Here is a 24,635-nt window from a genome sequence, read left to right as displayed (position 1 = left end):
GAGCTATATCAGGATGAAATTGATATTAACGTATTTTAAAAAGGTGGTTTAAAGTCAATTTTAAGGTTTTTTAGGTATGATATTTTGGGTTATATTCGATTAAAAATCAAATCTCATTCTAAACCTAATTGCTGTTCCCGTACTGACATTTGGATTTTCTAAATAGCTTAAACGCTTTACAAAATCTAGTCGAAGTACTTTAAAGATATTCTCAATACCAAAACTCATTTCCATATAAGGTTTATTTTCGAGCGAAAAAGTAGTAGGTTTTCCATTTTCGTCTACAGGTAATAACATTAAACCATTCTGTGTTGTTGGGAGATTTTTATCACTTAGCCTTCCCATCAATCCTTTAAAGGTAATAACTTCTCTTAACTTTAGTTTTTTTATCAAGGGTAATTTGTTGAAAATAAATCCATTAAAATGGTGGTCAACAAAAAGAGCGGCGTATTCATCACTGACAAATTCTAAAAAATTCATCAGGTTATAGGCTTCTGGCTGATAGGCATAGCTTTGGTTGGCTCTATGAATCGTTAATAATGGATAGGGCAATGTATTGAAAGTTTTGCCTCCTTCTAACGTAAAATCGGTGTAGCCGATAGGGGGCAAATACATCCTTTTGTGAACATAACCTACTAGGCGATGGAAATTATATTGTCCATTTAACAAACCTTTTATGCCTAACGTATATCGTATTTGAAAGGTAGGATATTTGTTAATAATCGGGATACGGTAATTTTTGCCTTGATAAAATTGCTCATTAGGGGCATATTTTAGACCAATCATCAACTCACTACTAATCACTTCGGGGGTAGGAGTAATATTGCCGTCTTTGATAGTATTAAAAGTAAGCGCACCAGTAGGCGTTTGTCTGATATTCTTGAAATTGACATTCACTGTTAATCCCGACCTCGATTCATTTAAATAATCCAGATTGATTACTTTATTATAGGTCATTTTATTATTCTGACCTCTTTTGAAAGAGAGCAAGAAATTATCTTCTTGAACAAACTGTAATTCCTGACCAGGGATTTTAATTTCATCTTGATAAGAAATCCTGAGATGTTTGATAGGGTAGGTATAGGTATTATGGTCTGTCAATGAGAAAGTAGCAGAAGCAAAATACTTATAGCGTTCGTCTCTGAAACCATAAGCAGCATAGCCCTCCAAGGCCATTTTATCACTAAAAGTAGGCGTTGTTCGCCCGCCTACTCGTAGCCTAAAACCCTCTATTGTATTAAAACTGTAAAACGTATTGACTGGCCCGATTTCAAAGCCTCCGAGGGGCTTATAACCTTCCAGTAAAAAAGTGGCAGTATTCATGAAACGCTGAAAAGCAGGTACTTTTTTTACACTATCGACCATCGTGTAAATACCCAACTCTTTTGATGATAGTTCCTGATGTCGGTTTTGTTGCCAAAAGCTATCATCTCTATTGGCGGCATCTTTTAAGATATCTGTTTTTAGTCCTGAAAACTTTTCATCACTGATGGGCTTGTTGATAACGTACCTATTATACGACACACTCCTTTGCCCAAAAAGCCCCATACCATTTTCCTTTTTCAATAGGTTGAACTCAATTGCTAAGTCATCTTTAGTGAGCATCAGCCCTTCGTTTTCAACAAAATCGTATTCTTGAGCCACCCTTAAATCTGTCACAAAATTGACGTTAATGTCTTTAGAAAAGCCCATTTGTACCTTCCTAATCGCATAACTAGAGTCCAGTGCTACCAGCATTGTTCCTTGAAAAAGTTGGTCATTAGAATTTCTTGGAGAGAAACCTAAATTGACACACTTGGTTCCTTTAAAGTTGGTGGTATCAATAATTACATACCGATAAAATTGAGGAGCAACAGGAGCCGTTGGTCCTAAAAACTGTGTGGCTAATAGTAGAATATTGTTGTCATACACATTTACATCTTGATACAAGGCCTCCAGATATAGTTTTATACCATTGTTATCTACATAATTCCCCAAGCCCGTCATTTTCTCACCGCTGATTACTTCTTTTTTGTTTTCTGGTGATTTTTTGTAGTAAACGTCTGATATAGTCTCTTTTAGATACATTGGTAAATTGACTTTACCAGTGATTTGTGAAGTGTCAAGGTGATTAAATACAAAGTCAAATTTTCTCAAAGAGCGTTTGTTCCTGAATTTTTCAGAAATATTACTAAGGTCAAATTCTAATTTTTCGTATTTATTATATTGATAAAAATCTAGGGCTTCTTTCCTGTTTTGGTCTTTGTGTTCTATTACCTTGCGAATCAATACAACAGCAGGATTGTCTTTGTTGCGGTATCTATCTTTTTTGCCTTTTACGGTTACTTCTTGTAAGTCTGTATTCTGCGTTTTAAGTTTGAAGGTTACAGTTACTATTTTGCCACCATCTATTTCTCTGACCTCAGGGGTATAACCTACGAAGGCTACTCGCAGAGTAGGTTTTAGCACAGGAGTTTCTAGATAAAAACTCCCATTCATATCTGTCTGAGTACCCTGTTTAGTTCCCATAATACTTACATTTACAAATGGCAACGTTTCTCCAGTTTTAGCATCGCTTACTTTTCCTTTGATACGAGTAAGCTGTTGTGCATAAATAATTGGTGTAATAGCTACAAATAGTAGAAGTAAACAGGTTTTGAGTATTTTGTAATAATCACTCATTTTATAAAATTAATTTAAATAAAGCAGTTGAATTATATAAGAACGGCCATCAGAAACAACCACATGTAATAAGGATTAACTTGAGATTTTTTTTGAAAATACGAAATCAATATTTTTAATAAACCAACCGAAAGTAGGTTGGAAAGAATTAAAAAAAACGGTCTTATAAAACCGAAAAAACAATAAATGAATAAACTATATTCACAAAAACTAAGGCTACTTCTAAAAGGTTCAATTGTTAGATAAATAGATTTAAAATACGTATTTTAATCCTAACAAAACTAAGAATCAATATAGTTCAACAAACGAAATAAATGATGAACAACTGTTTTCTTAGGATAAATAACAGTAATACTGCTATCAATGAATAATGGTAAACTAAATTGACTATGTAAAAGTAAGTATGGATAGCCTAAAAGTCAAGTATGTTTACTATTATTATTTTAGCGGTAATATTTTTGAGAAAAGGCTATTACTGTCAACTATTGATAGCAAAGTTCTGTGGAAGAATTTTAAAAATAATTAAAGACACATTTTTATTAATATTGAAGCATGAATTATAATTTATTGTTAACATTTCAATAACTTTTTCAGTCCTATAAATCGCTACTTTTGAATCCTTTTAAGGCATTCCAATAGAAAATATTTAAAAAATCAATCAATGAATATTTTGCCCAATGCTTCAACCATGATTAAACTAATGGTGAGCGATTATGTTTTTCAAATAAGAAAAGTGTTGATGTTTTTTCCTCAAATACTGAAAAACGCTTTTGTATTAATTGCATTTGCTACATTAGTTTTTTCGCAAGAGGGTTTCTCACAACATAAAACAGAGCATATTTTTTTGATTACGACAGACGGCTTTCGTTGGGAGGAAGTATTTGGTGGAGTTGATTCTGTACTATTGAATAATAAAGAATATACTAAAAATAAAGACAGGGTAAAACAAACCTTTTGGTCTGATACAGCCTCTGTGAGTCGTAAGAAAATAATGCCCTTTGTATGGAATACGATGGCTAAACAAGGGCAATTGTACGGTAATCGTTGGGCAGGCAATAAAGTAAATGTAAAAAATCCTTATTGGTTTTCATATCCAGGCTATAACGAAATATTAACGGGTTATGCTGATGATAAAGTAAATTCAAATGATAAAATTCTGAACGAAAATATTACGGTGTTAGAGTTTTTGAACAATCAGCCAAAATATAAAGGGAAAGTTGCGGCATATTCTACTTGGGATGTATTTCCATATATTATCAACGAAAAAAGAAGTAGTATTCCTGTAAACAGTGGTAAAGAGCTAGTAGAAGGAAATTTAACAGAGAAAGAAAAAATGTTAAATGAAATTCAAAGTAATTATCCAAGTTTAGCTAGCGACCGCCACGATTTTATTACGTATTATTTAGCGAAGGAATATATCAAAAAGAATAATCCAGAAGTATTTTTCTTATCGTTTGATGAAACCGACGAATTTGCCCATGAAGCTAAATATGATGAATATCTTTTTGCTGCCAATACTGTTGATAAGTTCGTGGGGGACTTATGGAACTACTGTCAAAACAACCCAAAGTATAAGGACAAAACAACGATTATTTTAACAACAGACCACGGTCGTGGAAATAAAGTTAAAAGCCAATGGACAAGCCACGGTCAAAAAGTACCAGACTGTTATGAAATTTGGTTTGGCGTAATTGGACCAGATACGCCAGCGTTAGGGGAAATAAAAACAGAAGGTCAATTTTTCCAAAATCAATTAGCAAAAACATTAGCTAAATTCTTAGGATTTGATTTCCAGAATGGAAAGGAAATAGGAGAGGTGATTAAACAAACGATGAAATAACGCTCTTACCTTTTATATAAAGTCCCCTGATGAACGTCTCAGACGTAGTTTATCAGGGGATTTTTTTTCAAGAGAAAAAATGCAAGAATCTACAGATATGACTAACTATAATTGTTATCAATTATGGTTGATACAATTCGTAGTGTAAAATATAATCACTGAAATTGTCACTAGCTTTTACTTTGGTAGTAGCTAATAATGTTTGTGTTTGACCTGCAACGTATACAAGTTTAAGTTTTTGTTTATAAGCAACGTTGTCTAAAGTCATTGTTACAACCACCTCATTTTTATCACTATTACTAGTTTCTTTGATGGCATCAACCACTGTTTGTTCCACCACTATATCATCAACCTCTTTTTTATAAACAGCTTTAGGCTTGTTGAAAGCATCAAAAGTAATAATCTCTTTCTTATCACTAGGCACTTGTTTACCATTAATGTCAGTATAAATTAGTCGCCAAGACTTTAAAAAGTTCAATTCGGCTGGATAAGTACATCCACATTTCTCTCTCTCGCAAGAGCTAATAGAAAATGCAGTAATAAATAGAAGGAAGAGTAAAGATATTTTTTTCATGATATCGTTAATTTAAGGTTTAATGCTAGTTTTAATCAATATAGATGTTGTTTAATCGTAGCAATATAACGTCTCTTAAGCGAGGGAAATTGCCAAGAAATATTGCTATTTATCTGACAGTCAAAGATAAATAAAAAACAAATAAATTTAAAAATGCACAAACTAGCTATACCCGAAGAGATTCATGTTAATGAATCTCTTACTCAAAAATATCCTCAATGCGTTTACGGCTATAGCCTGCGGCGGTAGTCATGCCTTTGCCACCGATACCTGTTGAAATATAGATTTTATCTCCAATTTGGTGTTCATACGAACCACCATCTGCCGTTTGAGAGTAATATCCAGCCCAATAATTTTGAATTTTCCAGTTAGGCAAAGACATAATTCTTTTAGCTTCCTTCAAAATCAAATCATTTATCGACATATCAATGCCTAGTGGCAATTTAGCATTCTCGTGTACATCAGCATATTCGTGCGAGTCGCCAATGATGATAGAACCATTTAATGCCTGTTTGAAAAGAATATGAATACCCCACTCTTTGTAAACTTTTTGCCACTCGGGCGTCTGAATATATGGATATGAATTGCAAGATTTAAAGCTATCATAACGACGAATAGAAAGTCCCGAAAGGATATTGCCATTCAATTTTAATTCAGGTAAAGAGTAGGTCTGCATCATATTGAGTTTGCAGATTTTCATACCGCTGTTATTAAAAATTTCAGGGAATAAAATTTTGAATTCATGACCATTACAAACAGCTACTTTGTCAGCGAATAACTTTTGATTGGTTGCAGTGCTGATTTCACAAATACCATTCTTTATTTCACAGTCGATAACAGCAGTATTGTTCATAAATACCAATCCAAAATCTTGGATAAGCATTTTCCTTACTTGATGAACCATCGTCCTAGGCTCAACTGATACCTCTTCGGGAAAAAATAAACCACCTTTATAATATTCAGAATTCAGGTTAGGAAAACGTTCATAACAAGATTTTCTAGAAAGTAGCGTAGAAGGATATTCCCTGATTTTAAACAATGCCCTTGCCTCCTCTAATAGCAACATCTCCTCATCATCAGAAGCGAAATAGTATGAACCATTTTGGCGAGCAGTAATATCAAATTTCGCCTGAATTTTCTTATAAATACCTAATGACTCTCTACCATATTCAAACCAAGTATCTAACGCTTGTCCAGAAGGCACTACCTGTCCGAAATTTCTAACTGTAGCTTCTATGGGTTCCGAATCTTTATCTATCATCAATACAGATTTGCCTTGTGTTAAAGCATGATAAGCATGAAAAGTACCTACGTTTCCTGCTCCAATGACTATCAAATCATATTTTTTCATGGAATGGTTTTTAAAAAATCGTATCTAAAAGCTAGGTGCATTTAGATAACGTTCTATTGAATAGTGGTTTTGTTGAGAATAGAGTATTATAGTAAAAAATTAAGTTTCTTTAAGAATGGGAATGGTGTATCGTCCTCCAAACGTTCATTTTCAATGTTCTCTATAATGTCTTTGATGTCTGAAACTTTGTTCAACAGACCATCATTTCTATGGATGCTCAATTGTTGACGCGTATGGGTACCATTGGTTACACCCAACGACATTCTACATCCAGCACGTACACCTGATTTTAAATCAGAAGGTGTATCGCCAATGTTGATTACTTTGTTTGCATTAGACACATTTAGCATCTGAATCGCTTTTTGAATCATAAAAGGTTCTGGGCGACCTTTCTGTACCTCGTCTGAAGCAATAGAAAGCTGTATCAATGTATTTTCGTTGCCAACGTAATTGTTGTTCAAGCCATCGAGCCAGCCTAACTTTTGTAAGATAATGTTGGTTACTTTTCTATAGAATCCAGTAGTAAGGGCAATCTTTATTTTTTTGCTTTTCAGGTAATCAAATATTTCCAAGCATCCCTCGGTGGGATAAATGTCATGGTTGATGTAATGATTCTCTAAAATTTCACAAAAAGTATGGTATGAATTATTTACAAATTCACGCAAATCAGGATGATTATCACCAATCATTTCCGACCATAATAATTCAAAAACATATTTTTTAGAATACCCCTGTAGTGCCAGAACGCGTTCGGGCGATACGGTTAAACCAGTTTGAGTAGCGGCTTCAATAAAGCACATTTCTACCTCATGGCGATCTTGAACGGTTGTTCCCGCCATATCAAAAGTGACTAATTCAATGAGTGACATTTAATGTTGGATTTAGTGACAACCAAAGCTTTAATTATGAAAATTAGGATACTATCTGAGTGTCTTTTTAATGAAATCAAAGATAAGTAGTCTCATTTTAATTATACGTTAAATCTTGATTAAGGCTTTGTAAAATGCTGATTTTTAGGTGTTTTTGTTTGTAATGTTGTGATTAAAAAAGTCATCTTTCAGCATAAATCATATACTGGAAGAGATGTTTTTCATCCATGAACAAACTAGAAAATTTTCTTCAGCGCCAATCTCAAATATTTCTTGCCATCTATCTAGGCATAGCCGCTTTCAGTACTTATTTCTGTATGTATGCTTTCAGAAAGCCTTTTACTGCTGGCGATTTTCATGATGTTACTTTATTAGGAATAGACTATAAAATTGTGTTGGTTATCTCGCAAGTGTTGGGATATGCTACGGCCAAAGGCTTGGGTATCAAAATAGTATCAGAAGTAAAGCCCCATCAAAGAGCCAAATACATTATAGGGATGATTCTATTTGCGGAACTCAACTTGTTATTGTTTGGATTAGTACCTCCTCCCTATAATTGGGCGTTCTTGTATTTTAATGGCTTGGGCTTAGGGATGGTATATGGCTTAGTGTTTAGTTTTTTAGAAGGTCGACAAATCACAGAGATTTTAGGCGCTGGCTTGGCAGTGAGTTTTATTGTAGCGTCTGGCATGGTAAAATCTATCGGGAAGTATTTTATTAATATGGGTGTGAATGAATATTGGATGCCTTTCTTGACGGGATTAACATTTTTTCCACTATTACTGATATCGGTTTATGCCATGTCTATTGCTCCTAAACCAAGTAAAGTAGATGAAAACGAACGGTCGGAACGCTTACCTATGAATACAGAAGACCGAAAGAATTTCTTGAAAAAACATGGTTTTGGACTGATAGCCTTGATTACGATATATGTATTGATGACTATCCTAAGAGACATTAGGGATAACTTTGGCGTAGAAATCTGGCGAGAAATAGGTGTAACCAATGCTTCTATCTTTGCAAAAACAGAGTCTTTGATAGGCTTAGTAATTTGTGCTTTTACCGCCTTTATGTATTTTGTAAAGAATCATAAACAAGCTTTTTGGTTGAATCATTTGATGATTTTTGCAGGAGTAATCTTGGTGCTGATTGCTACCTTATCTTTTTTAAATCATACTATCTCTCCTTTTTGGTGGTCTGTTTATTTAGGAATAGGCTTATACATGGCTTATGTACCTTTCAATGGAATGCTTTTCGACCGACTCTTGGCAGTATTGAAAGAAAAAGCTAATGTAGGGTTCTTGTTTTACTTAGCCGATTTTAGTGGATATGTAGGCAGTGTGGTGATTTTGATTTACCAAAACTTTGGCACTAAAAATACGTCGTGGTTGAACCTGCTGACTGATTTATCTTTATTTTTACCTTTGATTTCAATGGTATTAATTATTATTTCCTTCTTTTACTTTAATCGAAAATTAAATACCAATACTTCTTCTACAGTGCTTAGTATATAAAAAATGATTTATTCGTCTCTGGAATATTAGAAAATATAAACTATAGACTTTTTGCTTTGTTGAATTGTTCAAGAACTTGTTTCGGCAAACCTGCTTTTGAAAGTAGTTCTTTAGCTTTAATTAATTTTTTTGATGACATATCTTTTCCATCCAAATAATCTAATTTTGGGTTATACCGACTATTTGTGCTAGCATGCTCTATGTTTGTCTTTGTCGTTTTCATAATACTAATATAATAAGTTTCTTTTATTGATAATCAAAAAAGCATCATAATTATTGCCAATTGAATATTCTTCCCAAGAGTAGTTTGTCAATCCATAGATAGTTACTTCGTTCAGTATTTCATTAAGATTTTTTGAAATAGCAATTTGATAAAGCCTATTTCTTTCTGAAGTACTGCCTGTTATGAATAAGAGGGAGTCTGGATGATAATCCCAAAACTCTCGGACAGTATTAGCAACTGTTGCTAATACTGTTTCAGTATCTCCATTATTACTTCTAGCAAAATCATCTATATCTTCAGATTCTTCGTTCCAATCACCGAAAGCTAAATTATAAAGTGTTATATGTTTAGGTAATCCATAATTTTCAATATCATTAATTTGAGTAAATTGGACTCGTTTTTCGATTACATTACGTCCGATACTTGTAAAACTAAATATAGATTTATTTGCGTTGCTTTGTGTAGGATACTTTTCAATTTTCATTTTAGTTAGGATATTCATTGAAAAAGAATAACATCCTAAATTAATAAAATATTAATTATAGACTAATTTTTTACATGAAAATAGGAGTCTTTCTGATTTTTGTTCTATACTAATGTTTATAAGAGAAAGTAAACCAAAAAATGCTAACAAATATTAAGATTTTTATATAAATTTGATTGTTCAAGTAATGTATTTAAGTTGTGAGAAAAATCATAAGCATATCTTTTCTTTGTCTTTTGCTGTACAATATGTTCAGCACAGGCATTGTATTGCTGTGTTTTGATAAAGAATATGCTACTGCAACGCCGTATGAAGCAAACGATGAATTTTTAGAATTAAAAGTTCCGATTTCTCTACCTTATACCTCCGACTTCCATAATACATCACCCACCGAAGCTTTAATTCAATACAAAGGTGAATTTTATAATGTTATTGAACAGCGTTATGAAAATGATACGTTGATTACAAAAATCAAAACCAATCAATCTGCCAGAGAACGATTTGCATCCTTAGCAGATGAAATCAATACAGTGTTGGCTCGTAATCATTCTGACAAACAATCACCGCTCAAAAAAGCTTTGGATTTATGTAAGTCATTATCGGTTACTTATATTCAGAATAACGGAATAAACCTTACTCAATACCAATATACATTGGTTAAAGGTACAATCAATTCTTTTTCTTACGAAGTCCATCTTCCTACTGATTATAGTCAGTCCTTTTTTACCCCTCCCGAATTGTCTTAGTGTTCAATGATTTTTACCATGGTGTCTATTGATACCTTGGTAATAGTTGCTGTGCATACAGCAGCTGATTCTTACTTTCCATCAATCAAAGAAAATCAACTAATGGCACATATAACACTTACCAATCCTAATCTGCCTGGCATGACAGGATTATTAGATTATAGCAAAGTTACCGCAGTACCTTTATTAAATTTGGCAGAAGCATTATTACGTAGCGACTCAAGTTTGAGTAGCGTAGAATGTGAATTGATCGCAGCCCATGTTTCGTATTTAAACGATTGTCATTTTTGTCATTCCTCACACGCTGCAACAGCCGTCGCTCATTTAGGCTGTGATGCTAGCTTGATAGATGACATCAAAGATAACTTTGCCTCAACGCCCATCTCTCCGAAACTCAGAGCCTTGTTAGATATCGCTACCAAAGTACAGATAGGAGGAAAGAACGTATTGCCCGAGGACATCGCTAAGGCACGCGAACATAATGCAACCGACCGTGAAATCCATGATACTGTATTAATAGCAGCAGCATTTTGTATGTATAATCGTTACGTAGATGGCTTAGGCACGTGGGCTCCGCAACAAAAAGAAGAATACCTTGAAATGGGGCAGGAAGTAGCTTTAATGGGTTACGAACGTCAGCATTAGTCTATCTTATAAAAGGATAAAATTTTCGCCTTTTAATGGTAAAACCCATGAAAGGCGAAAATTTTATCCTTCATTTCAACAAACTCTTTCATTCCATAAGGTACGAAAAGATGCGCACGGGTCAATTTGCCCGTTTTTTACCTTCTCCTAATATTCTCCTAACAATACTCACGATAATGAGTGTTGATTGCTCTTTATTCTTCATGGATTGATAATGCTACCCTAAAGTTGTGGTTAAAGCAAGGTTTTACTTTTGCGAGGAATTAAAAACCTTACTCACATTCACATGAAAAACACTTTACGAATTGGATTTAAAAGAAATATTGCATTGTCGAAGAACATGATGTTCTTAGCGGTAATGTTTCTTTTCTTGTCGTTCGTTACCAATGCCCAAGAACGCATCGTTACGGGTAAAGTAACTGACGCCACAGACAGCACTCCTATTGCAGGAGTATCGATAAGAATTAAAGGTTCTGGAAAAGGAACAACAACTAATGCTGATGGTACTTATAAAATTTCTGCGGCTACTTCAACTACTTTGCAATTTACATTTGTTGGTTATTCAAACCAAGAAGTAGCAGTTGGTGCAAAATCGGTAATCAATGTAAACCTTTTAGCAGATACTAAACAAATTGAAGAGGTAGTAGTAACGGCACTAGGGATTTCTAAAGAAAAAAGAAGTTTAACCAATGCTATTCAAACTGTAAAAGGTTCAGACTTAATTAAAGCGCGCGAACCGAACTCTATTAACTCATTAACAGGAAAAGTAGCTGGTCTGACAGTTGGTCCATCGGCTGAATTATTAGGTCGCCCGAATCTAGTGTTAAGAGGTAACACCGATATTTTATATGTAGTAGATGGTGTACCTATCAATTCAGATACTTGGAACATCTCGGCAGATGATATCGAAACGTATTCAGTATTAAAAGGAGCCAACGCTGCGGCTCTTTACGGATTCAGAGGAAAAAATGGTGCTATTTTGATTACAACCAAAAAAGGTACTAAAGATAAACGTGGTTTCTCGGTCGAGTTTAATTCTTCGACCATGATAGAGAGTGGTTTCAATACTATACCAAGAGTGCAAGACCTATATGGTGCCGGTGACCACGGGCAATATTCATTCGTAGATGGTAGAGGGGGAGGATCAAACGATGGTGACTATGATATTTGGGGACCTAAATTTGACCCAACTGGTCAGAAAAAAATCGCTCAATACGATTCACCTATCGACCCAGCTACAGGAAAACGTATTCCTACTGCTTATACAGCACGTGGAGCAAATAACCTTACACGTTTTTTACGTGACGGCGTTTTGACTAACAATAATATTTCGATAGGTAGTAGTAATGACAAAATGGATATTCGTTTTTCATTATCACATAATTATCAAAAAGGTATTGTGCCTAATACACAGTTGAATACTGTTAACTTCAATATTTCTACGAAGTACAGATTCTCAGATAAATTAACGTTTGATGCTAACCTTAATTACAACCGTCAGTCAACGCCTAATATTCCAGATGTAAACTATGGACCTAACTCATTGATTTATAACATGGTTATTTGGGGTGGTGCAGACTGGAGCGTTGATGATATGCGTAATTACTGGCAAGCAGGTAAAGAGGGTAGCCAGCAAATCTATGCTGAATATCAGCGTTATAACAACCCTTACTTCGTGGCTTACGAATGGTTGAGAAGTCATTACAAGAATGATGTTTACGGATACGCTTCTTTAGACTACAAAATCAATAATAACTTAAGTATCACAGGACGTACTTCTATCACTACGTATGATATCTTTCGTTCAGAAAAATTCCCATATTCAGCTACGTCTTATGGTCGTGAAGAAGCAAAAGGAGATTACAGAGAAGACAAACGTTCTTTGTTTGAAAACAATACGGATCTCTTGATTAAATATGATCAAAAAATCGCTAACGATTTTGATGTAAAAGTATGGGCTGGTGGTAACATCCGTAGTTTTAAATATAATTCAAGTTATGTAACTACTGATTATTTGAACACACCAGGTGTTTATACGTTCTCTAACTCTTTGAGACCAGTAAAAGCATTCAGTTATTTATCTGATATGGAAGTACAAAGTGCTTACTACTCAGCTGACTTCTCTTATAAAGGTTTAGTAACTTTATCAACAACAGGTCGTCTGGATCGTCTCTCTACTTTACCAAAAGGAAATAACTCATTCTTCTATCCATCATTTGGTTTAAGTACTGTAGTTTCTGACTATGTAAAATTGCCAGAGGTAATCTCTTTCGTAAAGGCACGTGTATCTTATGCTAACGTAAAAGACGGTTTAACACGCTCTACGATTGGTACCAACCCAAGTGCTAGTTATCCAATAGGATATGGTACTGAATACCAATCATCTTATGATGGGCCTAACTATGCCAACTCAGTTGGTTATGGCATTTCTCCTGCATATAATAACCTACCAGGAGCAACCTATTCAGATAAGTTGAACAACCCATCTTTAAAGCCAAATACTTCAGAGCAAATTGAAGCTGGGGTTGAAGTAAGCTTATTGAAAAACCGTTTCTCTGCTGATGTTACTTACTTTACTTCAAACGATGGACCAAGAATCTTTAACCGTGATTTATCACAAACTACAGGTTATACTTCAGCTATCGTAAATGGTATCCAAACTAAGAAAACAGGGTGGGAAGTTACTTTAAAAGGAACGCCTTTGAGAAGAAATAATTTCTCATGGGATGTGATGTTGAACTGGTCAACTTTCAAAGAAACGTTGCAAAGTGTATATAACGAGAATAATATTAAAATTGATAAACTAGCTTCTAACTATTTTGTTAGCGGAAATGCTGGGACACAATTTATCAATGTTGGTGATAGAATTGATAAAGTATATGTTGCGACTTTCCAAAGAACAGCTGACGGACAACTTATCAATGATGCGGGTGGTCGTCCGATTGTTAATAATGCTGCTGCTTTAGTAGGTTATGCCAATCCAGACTACGTTTGGGGTATCAACAACAAAGTGAACTACAAAAACTGGTCATTATCTTTCCAATTTGATGGTCGTGTAGGTGGAATCATCGAAGACTATATCCGTAAGCAAACATTCCGTGGTGGTCGTCATATCGAAACTACAGAAGGAGCTTATGGTATCGCTCGTGACTTTGATGCACAAGGTATTAAAACTTACATCGGTGAAGGTGTGATGATTACTGAAGGTACGCCAACGTATGATGCACAAACTGGATTAATTACAAACTACTCTCAGTTGAAATTTGCTCCTAATACTATCAAGACTTATGCACAAGATTATATCAGTAGATATAACGGAACCGCAGAAGGTAACTTAATGAGCAAGACTTTCTCAAAATTACGTGAAGTAACATTAGGATATTCTTTGCCACAATCGATGTTGAAGAAAACATTCTTCAAACAAGCATCAGTATCGTTAGTAGGTCGTAATTTATTCTACTTCATTGATAGTAAGCATGATGGTGTTGACTTAGACCAGTTCACTGGATTGAATGCAACGTCAGGTTTACAAACACCAACGATGAAGCGTTATGGTATCAATATCAATATTGTGTTTTAAATAATCCTCTTGAACAATCCTCTTGCTGATACTTATCCTAAAAAGCAAGAGGATAATACAATCGAAAATTCTCATGAAAAAATATATTTTCTCATTTCTAATCATCACGCTTTTAGCAAGCTGTAGTGATTACCAATTGTTGGAGAAAAACCCCAACTTACCAACCTCTGTCCCTTCTTCTATTATTTTAAGAAGTGTATTGAACGGAATGAACGAAGGTGCTTGGAACGGTACGATGCGTAATAACCAATTTTACTGTTCAAATTATGCTTATTACGATACTAACGAGTATAACTGGCAATATGCATCTTTACAGTTTACTACGCTGAAAAACGTAGTGAAATTAGAAGAAGAAGCTCTTAAAAGTGGTGCAAAAGCATTAAACCCATATTCGGCTTTAGGTAAATTTTTAAGAGCATATTCTTATGTAAATATGACATTAAGAGTAGGTGATTTACCTGTAAAAGATGCCTTGAAAGGTAGCGAAGTAGATAAACCAAAATACGATACTCAGAAAGATGTATTTGTTCAAGTATTAAAATGGTTGGAAGAGTCTAATTCAGACTTAGCAGCTTTGATAGTAGCAGGTGATAAATCTTTAGATGGCGATATTTATTATGCTGGCGACTTAAGAAAATGGCAAAAAGCCGTTAATACTTTTAGATTAAGAGTATTGATTCACCTAAGCAAAAAAGCAGACGATGCTGATTTGAAAGTAAAACAAGATTTTGCTACTGTTATTGGTAATCCTACAAAATACCCATTGATGACTGATTTGTCAGAATCTTTACAATATGTATGGGGTGTAAATAACAAATATCCACGTAACCCTGATAACTTAGGGAATAATGCAACGCGTGAGAATATGGCTAAAACCTATATCGACTTATTGAAAAATAATCATGACCCTCGTTTATTTGAGGTAGCAGAACCAGCGGACGCACAAATTGCAAAAGGCTTAAAGGCAACTGATTTTGAAGCATACGTAGGGGCAAGCTCAGGCGAAGATTTGGCTGATATGTCGTCAAAAGCAGGTCGTGGCGAATATTCTTTCCAAAGCCATAAGCGTTATTATAGCTCTTATATAGGTGAAAACACGTTTTTGATAAGCTATCCTGAAATGTGTTTTAACATTGCTGAGGCAATTAACCTAGGATGGGTAAGCGGAAATGCACAAGATTGGTACGAGCGTGGCGTAAAAGCTTCAATGTCGTTCTATGGTATTTCAGATGCTACGGCTTATTTAGCACAAACATCCGTAAAATATGCAGGAAACAACGCTACAGGTTTAACGCAAATCTTATCACAGAAGTATATAGCTTTCTTCCAAAATTCAGGTTACGAAGCTTATTACAACTGGCGTAGAACTGGCGTGCCAGCTTTCTTAATTGGTGTTGGTACTGGTAATGGTACAAAAATTCCATTACGTTACAGATACCCACAATCAGAAGGTTCTACAAATGCAGATAATTTAAATGAGGCTGTTACTCGCCAGTATGCAGGAAGCGATAATATCAATGCTGCTATGTGGATTATTAAATAAAATACTGATTAGCAAATGACAATCTCTGAATCTATCCTCCGTCAAAGACTTGATTCTATCTTTGGACTTTACGAAATCAATGGAGCAGACGAATACGTTGGCGAGCCATTGACTATCCTTGAACATAGCTTTCAAGCTGCCATGTTAGCAGAAGAGGAAGGCTATGACGAAGAAGTAATCTTGGCGGCTTTCTTTCATGATATTGGGCATTTTTTACCCAATAGAAATGAAATGAATGGTTTAGGAAATATCAGGCATGAAATAGCGGGTGCTAATTTCTTGTACAAAAATGGTTTTTCTAATAGAATAGCATTACTCGTGAGAAATCATGTGGAAGCAAAAAGATATTTGACCTTCAAATATCCTGACTATTACAGCAAATTATCAGAAGCCAGCAAGAAAACATTGGAGTATCAAGGAGGTGTAATGACAGAAGAGGAAGCAATAGTATTTGAAAGAATGCCTCTTTTTGATTTGTACATCAGAATGAGAGATTGGGATGATAAAGCTAAAGAAGTAGATTTTGAAAAGCCATCGTTAGAAAAATATAAGCAAATGGCTTGGAAACATATTGGTTATCGATTGAATTAGATTTCCATTAATACAATAAACATGAGTGACCCCGAATTTTCTGATAAAATAGTGAATTTTGGAGGCTTTATAAGTATTATTGTCTTGTCCTTACTTTTCTTTTCTTGATAAAAGAAAAGTAACAAAAGAAAATCAAGAATTCCTAAACTCGCTCCGCTCAAACAGTAGGAATTCGTTGCCCATCAATCATAAAAAAGCGGTCGAAATTAATTTTTCGACCGCTTTTTTATGATTTTAAAATTCGGGATGACTCATGTTTGTGCTATAATTAAATGATGTTATAGGTGGTTTTGATATTATTCAACTACGATTGTTCTTGTAACCTCTTGTGGCTGAGCAGAGTTAATATTGATAGTACGAGTAATCTTTTCAGTACCATCTGTAATTTCTACTGAATACGTACCGTCGTTTAAAGCTTGAAGGTCGAATTTACCATGATATGTACGAGCGTTTTTGGATATTCTTTCATTGTGAACAACTTTACCATCCTTGTCTTTAATGGTTACAGTAACGGCTTTGCCTACTGTTTTGTCAAGTGTTAAGTGCATATCTAAAGTACCTACGCTTTGGTACATGCCGATAGCGAAATTAGTTGTTTTGTTCGCATTTACATTTGTTTCACCAATAGTAGGATTAGCAAATATAGAAGAAGTAGTTAAAGTGGCGATAGCGATAATTTGTGCAAAAGTTTTCATTTTCTGATTTGTTTAGATACGGTTAAAATTCTGATTGTATAGAGGTTAAATACCTGTTAATTAGTTAATTAAATTGTTTTGTTGTTAGATTGTTGATTCAAAATTAGCAGATGGTGTGATAGTTTCAACACAAAAAGGAATGGTCGGTTGGCGGAATTGATAAACGGTGATTTTGGTGGGATGAGGATAAAATATAAACAAAGAAAGAATGGTTTTGACTATTCCGTTTGTTAATAAAGGTTCCAAAACAATTTTAAGAGATAGAATAATAGAAAATATGTTAGATGAAGCCTTAGCCTAAAAATTTAACATAACTTTAACGAATTTTATACTTACTTTTGCATCCCAAAATTTTAAGTGTAAATGCAAGATAATCAAGATATTAGTCCGTCGTCCATTGCGATAGTTCAGGAAAATACTTTTTCAAAAGATGCTTTTGGGAAAGATTTTGCTTGGGGCGTAGCGATGGCTTCTTTTCAAAACGAAGGTGCTTGGGACAAGGATGGTAAGGGGGAATCTATCTGGGATAAGTTTTCCCATAAAAAGAATAAAATCAAAGACCATCAGAACGCAAAAGTCGCTTGCGATTTCTATCATCGTTTTGAAGAAGATATTTTATTAGCAAAATCGCTCAATTTCAATACATTCCGTTTTTCAATGGCTTGGACACGCATTTTGCCTCATGGTATTGGCAAAGTGAATCAGGCTGGCTTAGAGTTCTACCATCAGGTAATAGACTGTTGCCTTGAAAATGGACTAGAGCCTTATGTTACTTTGTATCACTGGGATTTACCTCAATCGTTAGAAGATAAGGGGGGATGGACAAACAGAGATATTATCGACTGGTTTTCGGATTATTGTGAGGTAGTCACACGCGAATTTGCTTCAAAGGTAAAATATTGGATGGTACTGAATGAACCCGCAGGTTTTACGGGCTTGGGTTACATGACTGGCTACCATGCTCCGGGGCGATTGGGTATGCGAAACTTCTTGCCAGCAGTACACCATGCAGCCATGTGTCAAGCTGAAGGTGGAAGAATTATCCGTAAGAATGTACCTGATGCAGTAATAGGTACTACTTTCTCATGTTCGTTCATTGAGCCTTATACCAATGCTGAGAGCGATATAAAAGCTACCAAACGTATAGATGCTTTGTTGAATAGGTTATTTCTTGAACCTACTTTGGGCTTGGGTTATCCTGTACATGAGTTGCCTTTTCTTCAAAACATGGTTAAAAAGTATGTTCATGCAGGCGATATGGAGAAATTACAATTCGATTTTGACTTCATTGGCGTGCAAAACTATTTTAAATTGGTCGTAAAAGGTGCTTTTTGGATACCCTATTTAAAGGCACTTGAAGTAAAACCTAAAGCCCGCAAGATAGAAAGTGTAACAGATATGGGATGGGAGATTTCGCCTGACGGGATGTATAATATTTTGAAGCAATTTGCTGAATACAAGAACATTAGGCAAATAATTGTGACAGAAAACGGAGCAGCATTTAAAGATGAATTATCCGACGGAAATATTGATGATAATGACCGAGTAACATTCTACCAAAGCTATTTACAGCATATCCTGAAAGCTAAACAAGATGGCGTAAAGATAAATGGTTATTTAGCTTGGACACTCACCGATAATTTTGAATGGACAGAGGGATACAAACCCAGATTCGGTTTAGTCCACATAGATTTCAAAACACAACAAAGAACTGTGAAGAAATCTGGGAAGTGGTTTAGGGAGTTTTTAGGGTAGCTATGAGCAATGAGAATTATCCCTAGCGAGGGACTTAAGTCCCTCGCTAGGGATGGGGGGTGAACTTAATTTGTAGGAATCACTATACGTCAACAAACAAAAAAACTCACAGCTGATAGCTCAAAGCTCACAGCTAAATTACCTTTCAATAAACTCCTTAAACGACTTCCTATAAGTATCGCTAATTGGCAAAAATACTTTTCCAATTTGTACTTTTTCTCGATGGATAGATTCTATCCATTCTAGTGCTACGATATAAGAATTGTGGATTCTGACGAATTGTGTTTCGGGCAATTGTGCTTCTAAAGCTTTTAAGGTCTGTAAGGCAACTACTTTTTGTTGGGTAGTATAAATCGTTACGTAGTCTTTCAACCCTTCTATATACATAATTTCTGCCAAGCGAATTTTTACAAGTTTAGTCCCATCTTTCACAAAAATGAACGCCTGTGTGGCTTCTTGCTGATTGATGATTACTTCTTTCACCACTTTTTCTTTCACTACTGGTGCTTGCACGGCTGTATTCAACCGCAATGAAGCTTTCTCTACCGACTTTAGAAATCGCTCAAAAGTGATAGGCTTAAGCAGGTAATCTAATACATCTAATTCATAGCCTTCAATAGCGTATTCAGAATAAGCCGTTGTGAGAATAATCAAAGGCTTTTTCTGTAAGATTTTCAATAGTGTAATCCCCGTAATTTCAGGCATCTGAATATCCGAGAACAAAATATCAACGGTATTCTCTCTGAGGAAATCCAATGCTTTTAATGGATCTGAAAAAGATTGAACTAATTGTAAATACGGCACCTTTCTCACGTAAGTTTCCATTAAACTACGCGCCAAAGGTTCATCTTCTACAATTATACAAGTATGAGACATGATTTTATTATTTAGTGATTGAGTAATTTAGTGATTGGTGATTATAAAAATCTATTATTAAGCAAGTATTAATAATCACTAATTCACTCAATCACAACTCACTCAATCAATTTGTAGCGTCAAATTTACCTTATAATCACTGTCAGTATCTTCTACGACCAACTGATATTTGTTGGTGTAGCTTAAATCTAGTCTTCTCTTTACATTTCTTAGCCCAATACCAGACTTTTCATGATTTGAGGACTTTAATTTACTGTTTTCTACGATATAAATCAATTCTTGCTTTGTTACGGATAACTTTACGATGATATAAGCATCCGTAGAATTATTGCTCACGCCATGTTTGAAAGCATTCTCTAAGAAAGTAATCAAAATCAAGGGTACAATCTGGGTTTGACTGATATTTCCTTCAATCTCGAAAGTTATTGGAATTTGATTGTTCAAACGTAGCTTTTCAAGACTAATATAGTTTTCGATATATTCTATTTCTTTGCTTAATAATACCTTCGCATGATTTGAATCATAAATCATGTAGCGCATCATCTGCGATAGCTTAGCGATTACCTCCGTAGTATTGGGCGAATTGGTAAAAGCCAAAAAATAGAGATTATTCAGGGTATTAAACAAAAAGTGTGGATTGATTTGAGCTTTCAAAAAAGTAAGCTCAGCCATCAGTTTTTCGTTTTCTACTTCTTTCCTTTTTGCTTCCAGTTCCAGCCAATCTTCTGCAAACTTTAACATTCCCACAAAAATTACAATGAATATTGTCCCTACAGAGTGTTGAACGATAAACTTTATACTGTAAAAATATCCAATATGCTCGTTATTAGCCATTTGAAATCTTTTTATATATACATAGATTGTGATAAAAATGGCAAACACTGGAAGGAATTCTAGCAGGTAGGCAAGAAGATTCTTTTTATGTATAAGGCGTGGCAAAAAGATAAAGTAGTTAATATAAGCTAAAGTAGCCATAAAACCTATGTGGAGTATAGTAGTAACTAAGGCCTCAGTAAGGTCTGTTTCTTCCCCAGGTTTTCCAAAGCTTACCTGATAGTAAAAAAAAGAAAAATACACCCACCAGAAAGATAGATGAATGAGTAAGATTCTGTTTCGTTGAATATAAGCTTGCATATTTTGAATGAAAAATAACTAATTTGGTAAAGTACAAATCAAATTTCTGTAAAAAAACTTAGATAAATACTTTACATTGTTTAGAAGTACTTCAATTGACCAAACTATTGGACAACTACGCTGTTTTATCCGATAATTTGCCCTAAAATCCCGACAATTCCTCGTTATAGTGCCTAAGCCCCAATTGTCGATTTTCTCACCCTGATTGTCTATTGCTGATTTCAATCTCATTTTATTGTTATTGTTTTGTGCATCAATTTTAAAAAGAACTAAGAAAGCTTTTTCATAACAATCAAAATATTTTACAGCAATGAAAAAATTATTAAGCCTTATCCTAATCATTTTCACAACGAGTGGAATCGCATTAGCCCAATTTGGAGGACCACCAAACGGAGGAGGAGGAGATGGCAACGGCAGAAACCGTTCGAGTCAGCAAAATACACCAAGCTTTGAAATAAATACCCCAAAAGGTAATTCAAAGATTTCAGGATTTATCATCGATTCGACAGCGACTAGTGCAGTAGAGTTTGCCAATATCTCTTTAATCAGCAAAACTACCAACAAACCTGTTGATGGAACAATGGCCGATGATAAAGGTAAGTTTTCATTGACTAAAGTAGCCGTGGGCGATTATAAATTACAGATTTCGTTTATCGGTTTTGAAAGCAAAACCATTAATGATATTAAAGTTGAAAAAGGTAAAGACATTGATTTGGGCATTCTTAAATTGGCGCCTATTTCTCAAATGCTTGATGGCGTAACAGTAACAGCTGAAAAATCATTGATTGAAGAAAAAGTAGACCGCCTAGTATATAATGCTGAAAAAGATATGCTGGCTAAAGGAGGAGATGCTTCAGATATTTTGAAAAAAGTGCCGATGCTTTCGGTAGATTTAGATGGTAATGTCTCTTTAAGAGGAACGACTAATATTAAAGTATTGATAAACAACAAACCGTCAACTATTGTGGCAAGTAGCATTGCTGATGCCTTGAAGATGATTCCTGCTGATTTAATCAAAACAGTAGAAGTGATTACTTCGCCATCTGCAAAATATGATGCTGAAGGTTCTGCTGGTATCATTAATATCATCACAAAAAAATCATCTATTGAAGGATTAACCCTTAATCTTGATTCAGGTGTAGGACTTCGTGCTTCTAACTTAGGATTAAATGGTAGCTATCGTCATGGTAAATTAGGAATTACTTTAGGAGGCTTTGGTAGATTGTTCTACAATAAAGCAGGAACAACGTTAGAGCAATCAACAGTGAAAGACGGTGTGACTCAGCTAACACAACAAAGTTCTGATGCGAAAGATAATGGCTTGTTTGGAAGATATAACTTAGGGTTTGATTATGAAATTTCAAAAACACAATCAATAAGCTCTTCAATAGCTTTTGGTACTAGAAATTTAGATCGTAACCAAGAGTACGTTACAAAATTATTTTCAAACAACAACTTGACTTCTACTTCTTACAGAGATGTTGATAGTAAAGACTTATCCAATTCAGTTGACATAAATGTTGATTATATCAAAACATTCAAACCTCAACAAGAATGGTCTATTTCAACTCAGTTCAGTCAGAATAATTTAACGAATAATTTTGATGCTAACATCTTGAATGGTGCAAGTGAATTATTAAGTCGCCAGAAAAACATCAACGGAAATACTAACCGTGAGATTACTGTTCAGACGGATTATCAAACGCCAATCAAGCAAAACCAGATGTTTGAGGTTGGTTTAAAAAGCATTACTCGTCAAGTTGATAGCGACTATCAGTATCTATATGCAGGTAGCACAGGAGGTTTCAGTACAGATGCTAGAAACCCATCAGGTTTGTTGAACTATAAACAAACTATTTCGTCGGGATATGTTTCATATACTTATTCTACTAAAAATAAGTACACGTTTAAAGTAGGAACACGTTATGAATACACAACGATTGATGCAGTAACGAATGTAAACTCAATCAATATTCCTTCTTATGGAAATTTGGTACCAAGTATCAATATCTCTAAGAGTTTAGGAACTGCAACCTTGAAATTAGCGTATAACAATCGTATCCAACGCCCAGGCTTACAGCAGTTGAACCCTAACTTCAATGCTTCTAATGCACAGAACATTACGATTGGTAACCCGAGCTTAAAACCAGAAATTACCAACAACGTTGAATTGAGCTTGAGTAAAAATATCAACAGAACATATTTGAACCTATCGTTATTTGGTCGTCAAACAAATAATTCAATTGTTAGAATCAGCGCACCGTCTGATACTCTTGCAGGAGCAATCGTGACAACGTTTCAAAACATCGGTAGACAACAAACGCTTGGAGCAAACCTTTTCGGAAATACCTTTATTACACCGAAATGGTCATTGAACGGAGGAATTGATATTTATTATAATTATTTAGATGGTCAGGTAGCAAACGCAACAGGTGGTTTTTCAACCATTAGCAATACAGGCTTAACAATTGGCGGAAGAATTACATCGCAATTACAATTAAATAATGGATGGGGCGTTCAAGCATTCGGGGGTTACCGTGGAAACCAAGTACAATTACAAGGTTCACAAAATGGAATGGGAATGTATTCGTTAGGTGTTAAAAAAGACATTAACAATAAAAGAGGAAGTATTGGGTTAGCTGCAGAAAATTTCTTTGGTGGTATGACGATGACCTCAACCTTGAATACTGCTCAGTTTAATCAGAAAAGTGTTAATAATATTTATAACCAAAACATAAAATTGACATTCTCTTATAAGATTGGAAATATGAAATTCGTTGAACAGAAAAAATCAAAATCTGTGAAAAATGATGATGTAAAAGGTGGTGAATCTAATAATTAAGTATGAAATTTGTAAAATCAAACATTTAATCTTATCTAATTAATCTAATACAATGAAAAAAATCGCAATCTTAATTACAACACTAGTTGTTTCAGTATCATCATCATTTGCACAAAAGTGGAATGTAGACAAAGCTCACTCTAAAGTAGGCTTTACTGTTACCCACTTAATGCTTTCAGAAGTTGACGGTAACTTCAAAACTTTTGATGCAACCATCACTTCATCAAAAGAAGATTTTACAGATGCAGTGTTTGAATTTTCAGCAGATGTAAGTAGCGTTGATACTGATAATGAAATGAGAGATGGGCATTTGAAGAAAGCAGATATGTTTGATGCTGAGAAATTTCCAAAAATTAGCTTCAAAAGTACTTCTATCACTAAAGTAGATGTTAAAAAATATAAATTGGTTGGTGACCTTACATTGAAAGGTGTTACAAAACCAGTAACGTTTGATTTAACATTGAATGGTGTTGGAAAAAACATGAGAACTCAAAAGCCAATTGCTGGGTTTAAATTAACAGGAACTATCAAACGTACTGACTTTGGTGTGGGTGGAATGCCAGGGGCAGTAGTAAGTGAAGACATTGAAATCAGAGCCGTAGGTGAATTCGGTAAAGAATAAGAATATCAAGATTTAATCAATGATTATTTCTTCATCGACATAATCAGTTTGAAACACATGTAAAATTGTGTTTTTGATTGAAAAAAAGAA

At 34.7% G+C, this 24,635-nt stretch carries 19 protein-coding genes; 10 read left to right on the top strand and 9 right to left on the bottom strand.

The genetic code is table 11. From position 1 onward, the window contains the following. Nucleotides 1–99: 99 nt before the first annotated feature. Nucleotides 100–2,661, bottom strand: coding sequence for a DUF5686 and carboxypeptidase-like regulatory domain-containing protein (locus AC07N0_RS02805; protein WP_492800722.1), 2,562 nt, complete (start codon nucleotides 2,659–2,661; stop codon nucleotides 100–102). Nucleotides 2,662–3,322: 661 nt separating this feature from the next. Between AC07N0_RS02805 and AC07N0_RS02800 the strand changes: the two genes are divergently transcribed. After that, nucleotides 3,323–4,501 carry an alkaline phosphatase family protein gene (locus AC07N0_RS02800; protein ID WP_494588034.1) on the top strand — a complete coding sequence of 393 codons (1,179 nt, stop codon included), beginning with the start codon at nucleotides 3,323–3,325 and terminating at the stop codon, nucleotides 4,499–4,501. 121 nt (nucleotides 4,502–4,622) lie between these two features. Here the strand turns inward: AC07N0_RS02800 and AC07N0_RS02795 are convergent, their stop codons facing one another. From AC07N0_RS02795 to AC07N0_RS02785, 3 genes are all read right to left on the bottom strand, one after another. Beyond that, nucleotides 4,623–5,075 (bottom strand): hypothetical protein, encoded by a 453-nt coding sequence (locus AC07N0_RS02795; protein ID WP_494588033.1) that lies wholly within the window; start codon nucleotides 5,073–5,075, stop codon nucleotides 4,623–4,625. A gap of 199 nt (nucleotides 5,076–5,274) precedes the next feature. Continuing rightward, nucleotides 5,275–6,426 carry a TIGR03364 family FAD-dependent oxidoreductase gene (locus AC07N0_RS02790; RefSeq protein WP_494588032.1) on the bottom strand — a complete coding sequence of 384 codons (1,152 nt, stop codon included), beginning with the start codon at nucleotides 6,424–6,426 and terminating at the stop codon, nucleotides 5,275–5,277. A gap of 86 nt (nucleotides 6,427–6,512) precedes the next feature. Beyond that, the gene (locus AC07N0_RS02785; protein WP_494588031.1) at nucleotides 6,513–7,295 is read right to left on the bottom strand and encodes an HAD hydrolase-like protein; all 783 of its coding nucleotides are present in this window, start codon (nucleotides 7,293–7,295) and stop codon (nucleotides 6,513–6,515) included. A 227-nt stretch (nucleotides 7,296–7,522) separates the two neighbouring features. Here AC07N0_RS02785 and AC07N0_RS02780 point away from each other — a divergent pair, with 227 nt between their 5' ends. Beyond that, on the top strand, nucleotides 7,523–8,809 hold the full coding sequence (locus AC07N0_RS02780) for a DUF5690 family protein (RefSeq protein WP_494588030.1): 1,287 nt from the start codon (nucleotides 7,523–7,525) through the stop codon (nucleotides 8,807–8,809). A gap of 40 nt (nucleotides 8,810–8,849) precedes the next feature. Here the strand turns inward: AC07N0_RS02780 and AC07N0_RS02775 are convergent, their stop codons facing one another. Then, a complete protein-coding gene (locus AC07N0_RS02775) occupies nucleotides 8,850–9,032 on the bottom strand; it encodes a hypothetical protein (protein ID WP_494588029.1) in 183 nt (60 codons plus the stop codon). Between the two features lie 4 nt (nucleotides 9,033–9,036). Continuing rightward, nucleotides 9,037–9,534, bottom strand: coding sequence for a DUF6934 family protein (locus tag AC07N0_RS02770; RefSeq protein ID WP_494588028.1), 498 nt, complete (start codon nucleotides 9,532–9,534; stop codon nucleotides 9,037–9,039). Nucleotides 9,535–9,764: 230 nt separating this feature from the next. Here AC07N0_RS02770 and AC07N0_RS02765 point away from each other — a divergent pair, with 230 nt between their 5' ends. From AC07N0_RS02765 to AC07N0_RS02745, 5 genes are all read left to right on the top strand, one after another. Continuing rightward, entirely contained in the window at nucleotides 9,765–10,262 is a 498-nt protein-coding gene (locus tag AC07N0_RS02765; protein WP_494588027.1) for a hypothetical protein, read from the top strand. Nucleotides 10,263–10,364: 102 nt separating this feature from the next. Next, nucleotides 10,365–10,907, top strand: coding sequence for a carboxymuconolactone decarboxylase family protein (locus tag AC07N0_RS02760; protein WP_309915534.1), 543 nt, complete (start codon nucleotides 10,365–10,367; stop codon nucleotides 10,905–10,907). Nucleotides 10,908–11,193: 286 nt separating this feature from the next. Further along, complete coding sequence (locus tag AC07N0_RS02755) at nucleotides 11,194–14,487, top strand: SusC/RagA family TonB-linked outer membrane protein (protein WP_494588026.1); 3,294 nt, start codon at nucleotides 11,194–11,196, stop codon at nucleotides 14,485–14,487. A 73-nt stretch (nucleotides 14,488–14,560) separates the two neighbouring features. Next, the gene (locus AC07N0_RS02750) at nucleotides 14,561–16,030 is read left to right on the top strand and encodes a SusD/RagB family nutrient-binding outer membrane lipoprotein (RefSeq protein ID WP_494588025.1); all 1,470 of its coding nucleotides are present in this window, start codon (nucleotides 14,561–14,563) and stop codon (nucleotides 16,028–16,030) included. A 15-nt stretch (nucleotides 16,031–16,045) separates the two neighbouring features. After that, nucleotides 16,046–16,621, top strand: a complete 576-nt coding sequence (locus AC07N0_RS02745; RefSeq protein WP_494588024.1) for an HD domain-containing protein — start codon at nucleotides 16,046–16,048, stop codon at nucleotides 16,619–16,621. A 296-nt stretch (nucleotides 16,622–16,917) separates the two neighbouring features. Here AC07N0_RS02745 and AC07N0_RS02740 read toward each other — a convergent pair whose 3' ends face one another. Beyond that, nucleotides 16,918–17,316 (bottom strand): T9SS type A sorting domain-containing protein, encoded by a 399-nt coding sequence (locus AC07N0_RS02740; RefSeq protein WP_494588023.1) that lies wholly within the window; start codon nucleotides 17,314–17,316, stop codon nucleotides 16,918–16,920. 363 nt (nucleotides 17,317–17,679) lie between these two features. Between AC07N0_RS02740 and AC07N0_RS02735 the strand changes: the two genes are divergently transcribed. Next, nucleotides 17,680–19,071, top strand: coding sequence for a GH1 family beta-glucosidase (locus AC07N0_RS02735; protein ID WP_494588022.1), 1,392 nt, complete (start codon nucleotides 17,680–17,682; stop codon nucleotides 19,069–19,071). A 138-nt stretch (nucleotides 19,072–19,209) separates the two neighbouring features. Here AC07N0_RS02735 and AC07N0_RS02730 read toward each other — a convergent pair whose 3' ends face one another. Next, on the bottom strand, nucleotides 19,210–19,947 hold the full coding sequence (locus tag AC07N0_RS02730) for a LytR/AlgR family response regulator transcription factor (RefSeq protein WP_494588021.1): 738 nt from the start codon (nucleotides 19,945–19,947) through the stop codon (nucleotides 19,210–19,212). A gap of 102 nt (nucleotides 19,948–20,049) precedes the next feature. Continuing rightward, nucleotides 20,050–21,081, bottom strand: coding sequence for a sensor histidine kinase (locus AC07N0_RS02725; protein ID WP_494588020.1), 1,032 nt, complete (start codon nucleotides 21,079–21,081; stop codon nucleotides 20,050–20,052). A 310-nt stretch (nucleotides 21,082–21,391) separates the two neighbouring features. Here AC07N0_RS02725 and AC07N0_RS02720 point away from each other — a divergent pair, with 310 nt between their 5' ends. Together AC07N0_RS02720 and AC07N0_RS02715 are read left to right on the top strand one after the other, a co-directional pair. Then, entirely contained in the window at nucleotides 21,392–23,923 is a 2,532-nt protein-coding gene (locus AC07N0_RS02720; RefSeq protein ID WP_494588019.1) for a TonB-dependent receptor, read from the top strand. A gap of 52 nt (nucleotides 23,924–23,975) precedes the next feature. After that, nucleotides 23,976–24,545 (top strand): YceI family protein, encoded by a 570-nt coding sequence (locus tag AC07N0_RS02715; protein WP_494588018.1) that lies wholly within the window; start codon nucleotides 23,976–23,978, stop codon nucleotides 24,543–24,545. The last annotated feature ends 90 nt before the right edge of the window (nucleotides 24,546–24,635 follow it).

It is taken from the genome of Arcicella sp. GW821-FHT09D11, from assembly GCF_059416265.1.
The sequence above is the reverse complement of the archived record's forward strand: the minus strand, read 5'-3'. Positions and strand labels throughout refer to the sequence as shown.